This window comes from Clostridioides sp. ES-S-0108-01 (assembly GCF_020662285.1).
GTDB lineage: Bacteria > Bacillota > Clostridia > Peptostreptococcales > Peptostreptococcaceae > Clostridioides.
Genome location: NZ_JADGMN010000004.1, coordinates 103,309 through 116,923, shown reverse-complemented (window position 1 = coordinate 116,923; position 13,615 = coordinate 103,309). Strand labels below are relative to the sequence as shown.

The 13,615-nt window shown below is 29.4% G+C and carries 10 protein-coding genes and 1 other annotated feature; all 10 genes read right to left on the bottom strand.

From position 1 onward, the window contains the following. Positions 1-306: 306 nt before the first annotated feature. The 10 genes from IR152_RS05665 to pepF all read right to left on the bottom strand — a co-directional run bounded on the left by IR152_RS05665 (position 307) and on the right by pepF (position 13,582). Positions 307-2,973 carry a valine--tRNA ligase gene (locus IR152_RS05665; RefSeq protein ID WP_227450831.1) on the bottom strand — a complete coding sequence of 889 codons (2,667 nt, stop codon included), beginning with the start codon at positions 2,971-2,973 and terminating at the stop codon, positions 307-309. 77 nt (positions 2,974-3,050) lie between these two features. Beyond that, positions 3,051-3,314, bottom strand: a binding site (T-box leader). 315 nt (positions 3,315-3,629) lie between these two features. Beyond that, a complete protein-coding gene (locus IR152_RS05660) occupies positions 3,630-4,457 on the bottom strand; it encodes a polysaccharide deacetylase family protein (RefSeq protein WP_227450830.1) in 828 nt (275 codons plus the stop codon). Between the two features lie 45 nt (positions 4,458-4,502). After that, complete coding sequence (locus IR152_RS05655) at positions 4,503-5,939, bottom strand: [Fe-Fe] hydrogenase large subunit C-terminal domain-containing protein (RefSeq protein WP_227450829.1); 1,437 nt, start codon at positions 5,937-5,939, stop codon at positions 4,503-4,505. Positions 5,940-6,022: 83 nt separating this feature from the next. Beyond that, positions 6,023-6,895: an FUSC family protein gene (locus tag IR152_RS05650; protein WP_227450828.1), complete on the bottom strand. Its 873-nt coding sequence runs from the start codon at positions 6,893-6,895 to the stop codon at positions 6,023-6,025. A gap of 157 nt (positions 6,896-7,052) precedes the next feature. After that, complete coding sequence (gene phoU, locus IR152_RS05645) at positions 7,053-7,706, bottom strand: phosphate signaling complex protein PhoU (protein ID WP_227450827.1); 654 nt, start codon at positions 7,704-7,706, stop codon at positions 7,053-7,055. 27 nt (positions 7,707-7,733) lie between these two features. Then, positions 7,734-8,498: a phosphate ABC transporter ATP-binding protein PstB gene (gene pstB / locus IR152_RS05640; protein ID WP_227450826.1), complete on the bottom strand. Its 765-nt coding sequence runs from the start codon at positions 8,496-8,498 to the stop codon at positions 7,734-7,736. An 18-nt stretch (positions 8,499-8,516) separates the two neighbouring features. Then, entirely contained in the window at positions 8,517-9,341 is an 825-nt protein-coding gene (pstA, locus tag IR152_RS05635; protein ID WP_227450825.1) for a phosphate ABC transporter permease PstA, read from the bottom strand. A gap of 1 nt (position 9,342) precedes the next feature. After that, complete coding sequence (gene pstC, locus IR152_RS05630; RefSeq protein ID WP_227450824.1) at positions 9,343-10,260, bottom strand: phosphate ABC transporter permease subunit PstC; 918 nt, start codon at positions 10,258-10,260, stop codon at positions 9,343-9,345. Positions 10,261-10,700: 440 nt separating this feature from the next. Beyond that, positions 10,701-11,531, bottom strand: coding sequence for a phosphate ABC transporter substrate-binding protein (locus tag IR152_RS05625; RefSeq protein WP_227450823.1), 831 nt, complete (start codon positions 11,529-11,531; stop codon positions 10,701-10,703). 266 nt (positions 11,532-11,797) lie between these two features. Next, positions 11,798-13,582 carry an oligoendopeptidase F gene (gene pepF / locus IR152_RS05620; RefSeq protein WP_227450822.1) on the bottom strand — a complete coding sequence of 595 codons (1,785 nt, stop codon included), beginning with the start codon at positions 13,580-13,582 and terminating at the stop codon, positions 11,798-11,800. Positions 13,583-13,615: the final 33 nt, after the last annotated feature.

Below are 13,615 nucleotides of genomic sequence, written 5' to 3'. Positions count from 1 at the left end.
ATAGTAATTATCTTTAATATTTAAACTTAAATTATGATAAATTCATATACTTTTATAGCTATATTATGTAAAAAAATATAGGAAAATAAACGTAACATGTATTTATTATCCTATATCAAATATCATAATATATCAAATTTTTATTGCTTATAAATTTTAAAATATAAAATTGATACATTCATAAAATAAGATAAAAATATAATATATCTGTAAAGCATTATAACATCATATTTATCTATATAGAAAGAAAAACATACAAAAAGTAGATATTCTCTACTTTTTGTATGTTTCTATTCATTCTTATATTTATTTTATTTTTGATTCTAAATTTATTAGTCTTTCCTCAACAGATTTAATCATCTCTTCAAATTTTTCTTTTTTGGCTTTTTCTTCCTCAATTAGACTTTCAGGAGCTTTTGCTAAGAAACCTTGATTTGCAAGTTTTCCATTAACTCTCTTTATTTCTCCTTCTAATTTTTTCTTTTCTTTAGATAATCTCTCAATTTCTTTTTCAAAATCAACTAACTCATTAAGAGGTATAAATATTTCAACACCATCAATAACTACTCCAACTGCATCTTCTGGTACATTAGATTTGTCTTTTGCTATCTCAACATTTGAAGCAGATGCTAAAGTTATGAAATAATCTTTTCCAAGCTCAATAACTTCTATTTTTTCTTCACTTGGTATTATTATCAATTTAGCTTTCTTAGAAGGTGGTACATTCATTTCTGCTCTCACATTTCTTATACTTCTTATACCTTCCATCAATAAGCTCATCATCTCTTCTTCTTCAGCCATATTATCTTGTTCATTGTATTTTGGCCATTCAGATACTATTATACATCCTTCAACAGTAGGAAGATAAGTGTATATTTCCTCTGTTATAAATGGCATATATGGATGTAATAATTTTAATATTTTTTCAAGAACATAAGTTAATGTATATAATGCTGCAGACTTAGCATTTGTATCTTCTCCATATAATCTAGGTTTAACCATTTCAATATACCAGTCACAGTATTCTGACCAAGTAAAATCGTATATCTTCTGAAGTGCTATTCCTAAATCAAACTTATCCATGTTATTAGTTGCTTCTTTTACAATATTATTTGCTCTTGATATTATCCATTTATCTGCTAAAGTTAAGTTATCTTTAACACTTTCTCTAGTTATGTTTTTAATTATATCTTCATCAACATTCATAAATACAAATCTTGATGCATTCCACAACTTATTGGCAAAGTTTCTAGCAAATTCTACTCTTTCCATATAGAATCTCATATCATTTCCTGGGGAATTTCCAGTTGTTAATGTAAATCTTAGTGCATCAGCTCCATATTGCTCGATTATCTCCAATGGGTCGATACCATTTCCTAATGATTTACTCATCTTTCTACCTTGAGAATCTCTTACTAATCCATGAACCAAAACATGTTCAAATGGCTTTTCATTCATACAGAACATACCTGCAAATGCCATTCTAACTACCCAGAAGAATATTATATCATATCCTGTAACAAGTACACTTGTCGGATAATAGTAGTCTAAAGCTTCAGTCTTATTTGGCCATCCTAGAGTAGAAAAAGGCCATAATGCAGAACTAAACCAAGTATCTAGTGCATCTTCATCTTGTTTAAAATGAGTGCTTCCACATTTAGAGCATTTATCTGGCATTTTTCTCGCAACTATTATTTCTCCACACTCTTGACAATAGTAAGCTGGTATTTGATGACCCCACCATAATTGTCTTGATATACACCAATCTCTTATATTTTCTAGCCACTGTAAATAAGTTTTATCAAATTTCTCTGGAACAAATTCTAGTTCTCCATTTTTAAGAATATCTATAGCTGGTTTTGCAAGTTCTTCCATCTTAACAAACCATTGCTCTGATAATCTAGGCTCAACTACTGTATGGCATCTATAACACGTTCCTACATTATGATTATGCTCTTTTACCTTAATTAGGTAACCCTGTTCTTTTAAGTCTGCTAAGATAGCTTTTCTACACTCAAATCTATCCATACCTTCATATTTTCCGCAAACTTCATTCATAGTTCCATCTTCATTCATAGTATTTAACTGTTCAAGATTATGTCTTAATCCTACTTCAAAATCATTAGGGTCATGTGCTGGAGTCATCTTAACTGCACCAGTTCCAAACTCTAAATCAACATAACTATCTGCAACTATTGGAAGTTCTCTTCCTACTAATGGAAGTATTGCTGTTTTTCCTATTAAGTGTTTATATCTATCATCCTCTGGATTTACTGCTATACCAGTATCCCCTATCATTGTCTCAGGTCTAGTTGTAGCTATCTCTAAGAAATCCTCACTATCTTTTAGTGGGTATTTTATATGATAAAAGTTTCCGTCATGTTCTTCATGTTCAACTTCTGCATCTGATAAAGTAGTTTTACAATCTGGACACCAGTTTATTATTCTATTTCCTCTATATATATGACCTTTTTCATATAGGCTTACAAAGAATTCTATAACTGCCTCATTACACCCTTCATCCATAGTGAATCTCTCTTTATCCCAATCACAAGAATCTCCTAATTGTTTAAGCTGGTTAGATATTTTTCCTCCAAACTCATCTTTCCATTCCCAAGCTCTCTTTAAAAATTCCTCTCTACCTACTTCATATTTTGTCTTACCTTCTTGTTTTTTTATTCTTTCAACAACTTTAACTTCAGTTGCTATAGAAGCATGGTCAGTTCCTGGAAGCCAAAAAGCTTCATATCCATCCATACGCTTCCATCTGATTAGTATATCTTGAAGTGTATGGTCAAGAGCATGTCCCATGTGCAATTGCCCTGTTATGTTTGGTGGTGGCATCATTATTGTAAATGGTTTTTTATCTGGATTTGGTTTAGATTTAAAATACCCTTCATCCATCCATTTTTTATATAACCTAGCCTCAAAATCTTTGGGATTATAAGTTTTTGATAAGTTCGTATTTTCCATTGTCTTGCCTCCTGTATTTTTATAAATAAATTTTTTAAAATATATCTAGAAATAAAAAAGAGCCCTTCATCCTCTTTAAAAAGGACGAAAAGCTCGCGTTACCACCTTAATTCCAAAGCTTAAAAATACATTAACATATAGTTAAATTATTTGTTAATGTTATTTTATCAACTTTGACTCTCAAAGAATTTAACGGTTCTAACCGTCTAAACTTACTAACAGTTCAGTTTAGAAACTCCAAAGCTACGTTCAGTAAACCTTGTACTTAGAAAATCTTACAGCCAGTGAATTTTCCTCTCTTTTAGTAGTATTTACTTACTCCTCTTCTTCTCAGTCTTTAATATTACATATTATTATATACAAATATTATTCTCTTTGTCAATCATTTTTATTTTATTTTTTCTGAATTTTCTTAATTATTTTTTTATATTCTATGCTGATTATTATATCCTATACTATTTTTTTCAACTTATTTTGTCTTATAATGTCAATAATTATACTATTATTTTGTTTAAATTTTAACATCTTTTTATTGATTTTAGATTATATTCTATTTACATTATATTTCTTATGCTTTATTTTTTATATTCTATTTTGTAAATTATATGTTTTATTTCATAAATAATTTACTTTATTTTTTACCATATTTAAATTTATTATAAGTTTTCTTGCCAGAAATTTTTAGGTGTGATATTTTCTGTAATTGGCAATATTGTATACCCTCTCTCTTTTAAGATTCTTATAATGTTATTTAAAGCATTTAAACTTTGCTCTTTCTCATGAATTAGTACTACTAATTCATCTCTTTTTCTTCCATAATATAATATATTACTTACTATCTGACTTGTAGAACACTTCCAATCTTGTGTATCCAAATTCCAGTCCCAAATTAAATAATCATTTGCCATAAGTTTATTATATGAACCTTCTGGCATATATGGCTTACTTCCATATGGTAATCTTATTAATTTTGAACTCTGACCAGTTATATCTTGCAGAGTATTATTGCATGTATTAAATTCCCCGACTGTTACTTCTGGGCTTTTATATAGCTTATGTATATCATGACTTACACTATGAAAACCTATTGAATTTTTCTCTTCTAAGACTCTTCTTACTTCTTCCTTGTGGTTTTTCATGTTTTGATTAAGCATGAAAAATGTCGCTTTGACATCATTTTCTTTTAAAATATCAAGTAGTGCATTTGTATATTTTGATGGTCCATCATCTATTGTTATGTACGCTACTTTTTCAGAAGTAGCTCCTGGTCCTTTTGTTTCTTCTTGAGATGCTTTATACATAATTTCTCCTAATGTATTCCCTTGAGAAAGTAATTCTAGTGTATTTTCACCTTTTGTGCTTATATTTTGGACTGGAACATTATTGATTTTTTCTTCCAATAATGTCCCAGTTAAAATTAAAACAGCTATAAGAAATAACCTTATCATTACATGAAAAGTAGCCTTATTATCTTTAATTTTCATCCCCCATATCTCCCTTTTATAAAAGAATAAGTTTAAGAGTAAAAATTATTTTTTATACTTATTCTCCTTCTTATTACTTTTTATATCTCTACTAAATATTTTTTTAACTTTTTCTTCTTCCTTTTCTCCTAGAGATTCTACTCTTTTGATTCCCAAAGAAGTTAAAAATTGTAATACATTTAAATTATCAAATGGAGTTTCCATATTTGTACTTTCACTATATTCATCAACATTCTTAGTACCTTCTTCTACACTTAAAATACGTTTAGGACCTCCTACACAGCCTCCTACACACCCCATTCCTTCTATAAATGTAGCTTCTATTTCTTTATTTAGAACTTTCTTTAGACCGTCCATACACTCTTTTGTTCCTTCAAGTGCTTTTTCTTCAAATCTTATATTTTTATCAATTCTTCTAACTGATAATTTAACTGCCTTACTTACACCTCCTGTTCTAGCATAAACTCTACCTGAAAGAGATGCCTCTACTCTATTACTCTCATCCATTATTGCTGGATTTAACTCTAATGCATCAAATATTTCTTGTAGCTCTTTAAATGTAAGCACAAAATCAACTGCATCCTTTATATCTTCTAACATTGCTTCTTTCTTTTTTGCCATACAAGGACCTATGAATACAACTTTAGCATCTGGATTTAAAATTTTTACAGCTCTCCCACAAGCAATCATAGGAGAAACAGATGGTGATACATTCTCCAGTATCTGAGGAAAACTATTTTGTATCAAGCTGACCCAAATAGGACAGCAACAACTAGTTATAAAGCATCCTTTTTCATCCTTTTTCATATGTTCATAATAATCATATGCTTCTTTTGCAGTAAGCATATCTGCTGCCAAAGCAACTTCTACCATATCTTCAAATCCTATCTTTTTTAATGCAGTTCTTAACTTACCAGGGCTCACATCTTTTCCAAACTGCCCTACAAAAGCTGGCGCAACTATTGCATACACAGGACTCTTTATATCTTTCAATAACTTTATCATTGGTATAAATTCTATTTTATCTGATATTGCACCTAACTTACATCTTGATACACAATCACCACAAGCACTACATACATCTTCCTCATTACAATTAATATGCTTACTTCTTATCTTACATGACTCATCTTCCTTATTATTTTCATCACAATATTTACAAGCATCTGATATTATAGATATTATTGGTCTTTTAACTTCATCTAAATTTACAGCTTCATGTAGTGCATCTTTTAGATTTTTATCTGTATCTCCTGTCACATCCAATCCCATAGTTACCCTAATTAAATTTATCATAGTATCTTTATCGAATTTTTCACCAAAATAATTCTTTAAATTATCATTTAAATCTTCATTTAAAATTTTATTAGGTAAGTTTTCAATATCCTCTATGTCATCATTCCACACTGCCTTTACAAGTTCGCCAAAAAGCTTCATCTTATATATTTCTAATATTTTAGAATTATCATTTCTAGTATCCATAAAAAATAGTACCTCCGTAAATTAAACTTATATATGTTTAATATTTACAAAGATACTATTTTTTATTTATTATTTACTTGCTATTATTGATATAATTTATTTAATTTCTTTAACATCTCTATTTCAAGCATTATTTTCATTAAATGATAGTTGAATACAGGACTTTTTTCTTCATCGATATTCCAATCCAATTCATCCACATTATATATTTTCTTAAGGTATTTATATGTATGCTCTTTTAAATAAAGTTTATTTTCAAGTAACTCTATAGATTGCATATGAAAATGGATTTCTCTACATATCCTTAAGGCATTCTCAATTTTTTCTATATTAGTCTCGCTCAAACTATAATCCAACTCATCAATAAGTTTTGAATATATTTCTTCCAATTTTTCTACTTCTTCTTCAAATTTCTCGACATTTAAATTTTCTTTTCTAAGAATTTTATCTTCAATAAGTAACATTGAAAGTTCTTCTATCTTTTTAAATTCATCTATAACACTATTTAGATAATTTGGTCTAGCCACATAATAATTAACAAGTACTCCAAACAAAACACCTACAGATGTATCTAACACCCTATGTAAAGAATAATACACAGGGTCACTATTTCCTACACCTAGATGTATAGCCAGAAAGGTTACACAGGCAACTACTACTGACTTTATTTTAAACAGATTGCATAAATATATTGAGCACATTACTCCTAGACCACATAAAAAAGGGTCTCCAGCTTTAATGATGGCAAATATGAATCCTATTATACCACCTAAAATAGTACCTTCCACTCTATTGATTCCTGTCTTTAAAGAACCTTTTACCGTATCTTGAACAGAAATTATACATGCTACTAGAGAATAAAACATATTCTCTACTAGATAGTCACCAAGAATCATACATAAAGTGACACTAATTCCTGTTTTTATAGTCCTCATACCCATCTTTTGAAGTTTCAAAGTTCCACCTCCTAAAAAGCATCTTCTATAAAATACGCATCCTCATATTTAGTATGTTCCTAGTATATCACAATTTTTTAAATTTACCCATTAATCATATTTTTTTATCAATTACTTATTAATTTGGACAATAAAAAAACTGCTTTAAAGCAGTTTTTTATCCTATCTCTACCATTTTACCTTCAATTGCAAAAATTATCTTTTCACATACATTTGTTATATGGTCTCCAATTCGTTCAAGGTATCTTCCTATAAGTAAAAGTTTTACCCCTTGGTCTATGGTATTTGAATTTTCATGCATTATTTTTAAACAATCAATTTGTACTTGTTCATACAATCCATCTACAATATCATCTTTAGTTCCAACATTATAAGCTATACTAGCATCAAATGAGATTAAAGCTTCTCTAGTCTGAGACATCATATCCCTACATTCTTTTGCCATTTTAGGAATATCTATCAACTCTTTTATATAAGCTTCTCCACCTATCTTCAACATTTCTCTAGCTATATTTGCTGCATAATCTCCTATTCTTTCTAACTCTATCGATATATTCCCCAATGAATAGATAAATCTTAAATCCCTTGCCATTGGTTGCTTTAATACTATTAGCTCTATACTTTTATCTCTTATTTCTTCTCTTAATTTATTTATTTCTTCATCATCTTCTACTACTTTTCTTGCACCCTCTAAATCCTTCTCTATCATACAAGTCACAGACTTCTCTATTGCTTCTTCACATTTTTCTATCATAAGTACTGTTTGTTCTTTTAAAGTATCAATACTTATATCTAAGCTATTATTGACCATTGTCTAACTCCTTTATAGTTATATATTTTAACCAAATCTACCAGTTATATAGTCTTCTGTTCTTTTATCTACAGGAGTGGTAAACATAGTTTTTGTATCGCTAAATTCTATAACCTCTCCATTTAAGAAAAAAGCTGTTTCATCTGATATACGAGCAGCTTGTTGCATATTATGTGTAACTATGACTATTGTGTAGTCTCTTTTTAAATCCTCTATAAGTTCCTCTACTTTTAATGTTGAAATTGGGTCTAAAGCAGATGTAGGTTCATCCATAAGAATAACTTCTGGTCTCATTGCAATTGCTCTTGCTATACATATACGCTGTTGTTGTCCTCCAGAAAGTCCTAGTGCAGATGACTTAAGTCTATCTTTAACCTCATCCCAAATAGCTGCTCCTTTTAAGCTTTCTTCTACAATTTTATCTAATTGCTTCTTATCTCTTAGCCCCTGTGTACGAGGACCATATGCCACATTATCATATATACTCATCGGAAATGGATTTGGCTTTTGAAATACCATTCCAACTTTAGTACGGAGATTTATAACATCATCTGAAGTATATATATCTTCTCCATCAACAAAAATGTTTCCTTTAATTGTTACATCCTCTATTAGGTCATTCATTCTATTTAACGTCCTTATAAAAGTTGATTTCCCACATCCAGATGGACCTATTAAAGCAGTAACCTTATTCTCTTTTATATCCATATTTATTTTCTTTAGAGCTTGCTTATCACCATAAAATAAATCCAAATCTTTTACACTCATTTTTATCTTATCGATTAATTCCATTATTCACACCTCTTAAATTTAATAATTAGCCTTATTTAATTTCTTAGCAACAAATCTTGCTAACATGTTTAGTGCTAATACAATTACTATTAAAACAATTCCTATACTAGCTGCCGTCGCTATATCTCCACTCTCTTTAGTCAGTAAGTATGAGTGTACAGTTAATGTTCTTGCACTATCGAATATTCCTCCTGGCATCTTAGCTACAGTACCTGCTGTAAGTAATATTGCAGCTGACTCTCCAATTATACGACCAACTGATAAGATTACTCCAGATAAGATTCCTGGTATTGCACTTGGAAGTACTACCTTATATAAAGTTTGAAATTTTGTAGCTCCTAATGCTAATGATGATTCTCTATACGCTTGAGGAACTGTCTTTAAAGCTTCTTCTGTTGTACGAATTATTACTGGTAATATTATTATTGCAACTGTAAGCGAACCTGCAACTATTGAATACCCCATTTTTAATGTAACAACAAAGAAAATTCCTCCAAATAATCCATACACTATAGATGGTATCCCTGATAAACTTTCAGTTGCAAATCTTATAGCAGTAACTGCTTTTCCTTTTTTAGCATATTCTTGTAAATATATAGAAGCCAATATTCCTATAGGAGTTGCTACAACTATAGAAACTACTACAGTATATAATGTTGTAATTATCATTGGAAGTATACCACCATCACCTGATGCTGAATAATTGCTAAATAAGAAATTAAAATTCATGTTTCCAATTCCCTTTATAACTATAAATCCCACTATAACTACTAATGATACTATTGTAAATAGTGCTGATAGATATACTAATGACTTCAATAGATTCTCTTTGAACTTTCTCATCTTAATTTACCACCTTATTTGAAAGTTTATTTAAAACTAAGTTTAAAATTAATATAAATGTAAACAATACTACTCCAGTTGCAAATAACATTTCTTGATGTGTACCAAATGCATACCCCATTTCAAGTGCTATATTAGTTGTAAGTGGTCTTACACTATCTGTTATTGCAGTTGGCATAACTGGTGAGTTTCCTGCGACAAGTATTACTGCCATTGTTTCACCTAAAGCTCTTCCTACTCCTAACACTACTGCAGCCAATACTCCAGATTTCGCAGCAGGTAATACAACTTTGAATATTGTTTCTATTTTTGATGCACCAAGTGCTAATGAGCCTTCTTTGTATGCTTTTGGTACTGCTCTTATTGCTGTTTCTGATACAGATATTATTGTCGGTAACATCATTACTGCTAGTACTATTACTATTGCCAACAAACTTTGACCTTTTGGAAGATTAAATATAGTTTGTATCGTTGGAACTATCACTGCAAGACCAAATACACCATATAATACTGAAGGTATACCTGCTAAAAGTTCAACTGCTGGTGACATTATTTTTGCTAATCTTTTAGGTGCTACTTCTGCTATAAATACAGATGTTAATATACCAATTGGTACTCCTATCACAAGTGCTCCAAGTGTTGCAAATATTGATGCTACTATCATAGATGATATTCCAAATTTATTAGCAGAAGGAACCCAATCTGCACCAGTTAAAAAGTCTATAAATGAGTATCCCTCAAATATAAATGGTCTTAGCCCTTTATAAAATACGAATCCTATTATCAAAAGTAAACTTGCAACTGCTACTAAAGCACTAAGTAGAAAAATATTTTTTGCTACTTTTTCAATTACGTATTTTGTTTTATTGCCATTATTGTCATTTTTTTCTAAACCTACTAATCTAGATTTTACTATCATAATATCCTCCCATTAAAATATACTTATCGATTTTCGTTCTGTATTCAAAATTTAAATTTTTATAATTCATCTTCATCAAATTTCCTGCACTTTTATTCTACTTTTTTTAAGTTAAATCTATATTAGGATTAAGTTAAGCAAGTGTAAAATTATATTCACTTTTTTAACATTAATTTTACTTTTAAAACTATATTTGACATTTACTTTACATATAATGGTGTTTCTCTATATCAAAATAGCAGATACAGATAATAATACAGTTTATGTATAATTTATTACCTATATCTGCTATTAAGATTTGTTAACTAAATTTAACTTTTATGCTACATATATCTCTAGATGCCCAATAATAGACAATACCCTGCAAGTTATAGCAACATTTTTATAAGCTTATCTTACAGGGTACTATATATTTATCTTATATTAAATATTCATCTTACTTATTTAACTTTAATAAATCCTTTTTCTGAAACAAGTGCTTGTCCTTCATCACTCAATATATAGTCTATTAAAGCTTTACCTTTTTCTGATAAACCATCTTCCTTATTGACTAATATAAATGGTCTTGATATTGGATATTTATTATCTATTACATTTTCGTCGGTTGCTTCAACATCATTTACTTTTAAACTATTTACTTTCTCATCAACATATCCAAATGATATATATCCTATAGCATTTTTATTTCCTTCAACTGTAGTTTTTATATTTCCTGAACCATCACTTATTTGTGCATCTTTAGTTAGTTCTTCTGACTTAAATCCAGCAATTTCTTGGAATCCATCTCTAGTTCCTGAACCTTCTTCTCTTGATACTATTACTATTGGTGCATCATTTCCTCCTACTTCTTTCCAGTTAGTTATCTTTCCTGTATATATACCTTTAACTTGGTCCATTGTTAGATTTTTTACTGGGTTAGCAGTATTAGTTATCAATGCTATACCATCTATTGCTATCTTAGTTTCCTTTAATCCAGCACTTTTTTCTTCATCTTTTAAATCTCTTGAGCTCATTCCTATTTCAGATGTTCCTTCTATGGCATTTTTTATACCTCCAGAAGAACCAATTTGTTGTACTTCTACACTAACACCTTGATTTTTTCCCTGAAACTTTTCTGCGATAGTTTCCATAAGAGGACCTATTGAAGTTGAACCTGAAACAGAAACTTTACTTGAATCACCTGAACCTCCTGAATTAGAACCACATCCTACTGCTAAAGCTCCAACTAGCATTGTACTAGCTAAAAGAACTCCTATTTTCTTTTTAAACATTTTACTTACCCCCGCTTATATTTTAATTTTTTTGTTTTCATATTATCCATGTTTTAATGATACATAATTTTTGTTAAATAAATATTAGAGCGAGGTTAAGTAAGTGTAAACATTGTTAAATACATGTAAATATTTTATTTTATATAGTATATTTGAAATTATATTAAATTTTTTAAGTAACCTTTAGTATATAGAAGTATGTGAGTATAGCATACTTGTCTAATATTATTACAAGTTTTTACTTAATTCATTAATCTATTTATATATTATAGCTCTTTTTCCAGTCTATTAACTAAACTAGAAAATACATTTAAAGCTTCTTCTATAGATTCTTTTTTCGTCATATCCACACCAGCAGATTTTAATTGTTCTAAAGGATACTCTGACCCTCCACTTTTTAAGAAGTTTATATATCTATCTACAGCAGTACTTCCTTCTGAAAGTATCTGTTGACTTAAAGCACTTGCAGCAGAAAATCCTGTAGCATACTTATACACATAGAAATTTGAATAAAAATGAGGAATTCTAGCCCATTCTATTCCAATTTGTTTATCTACTATTGCAGATTTTCCGTAATACTTTTCATTTAATTTGTAGTATATGTCAGTAAATTCATCAGCAGTAAGTGGTTCTTTGCTCTCTACCTTTTCATGTACAATCTTTTCAAACTCAGCAAACATAGTTTGTCTATGAACTGTAGTTCTAAATTGTTCTAAATAGTAATTTAATAGGTATACAGTTTCATCTTTAGACTTAGAATTTTCTAATAAATAATTTATAAGAAGTAATTCATTAAGTGTAGACGCAACTTCTGCAACGAATATCTTATAGTCTGAATATAAAAATGGTTGACTTGTTCTTGAATAATGACTATGGACAGAGTGACCTAATTCATGGATTAAAGTAAATAGAGAATTAAGGTCATTTTTATAGCTCATTAATATATAAGGATGAGAATCATAACTTCCCCAAGAATAAGCTCCTCCTTTTTTACCTTCATTATCATATACATCAATCCAACCTTCGTCAAAAGCACTTTTTATAACCTTCAAGTATTCTTCTCCTAAAGGCTTAAGTGCCTCTAATATGATATCCTGTGCCTTATCATATGGTATATCCATGTCAAATTTATCTGTCAAAGGAACATACAAATCATACATGTGTATTTCATTCAATCCTAAAAATTTCTTTTTAAGCTCAACATACTTATTTAAAGTAGGAAGACTTGCATCTATAGCTGATATAAGATTATTATAGACATCTAAACTTACATCATCTGAAAATAAAGACGCTTCTATTGCTGAATTATACTTTCTAGTTTTTGCGTAAAATATCTCTGACTTTATTCCACCATAAAGTGTTGATGCAAATGTATTTTTATATTTCTCATAAGTTGAAAATTCACCTTCAAAAGCGTCTTTTCTAACTCTACTATTTTTACTTTTTATAAATAAAGAGTAGTTTGAATGAGAAAGCTTGACCTTATTACCTTCTTCATCTTCTATCTCAGGAAATTCCATATCTGCATATGCTAACATATCGTATACATTTTCTGGAACTGTCGATAATTCTGATGTGGCTGCAAGTATTTCTTCTTCTCGTTCACTCAAAGTATGTGGTTTATCTCTCAATATATCCTTTATATATTTTGTATAAAAAGATAACTTCTCATCTTTTAAGTATTCACTTAACTTATTTTCTTCTATTGCCAGTATTTCTGGAACTATATAAGAAGTAGCCACACCTAAATCAGTAGATAGCATTTCTGTCTTAGTGGCTCTTCCTTGATTATCATTAATTCTAGTATCTTCGTGTTGTTTCATATGAGTATATACATATAAATTTTGAACAATTCTAGATGCATTTTCAGAGATATTTAATACTTTATACAAATTCTCCTTACTCTCAGAAAGTTTCCCCTTATATTCTTTTACCTCTTGGATAAGATTTTTTACTTTGCTTATATCTTTTTCAATTTCCTCTTTACTAGAGTACATCTTATCTATCTTCCATTTATACTTTTCTTCTATCGTACTTCTATCAGTTCCCATATCATACACCTCTATTTTTATTTGTTTTATATT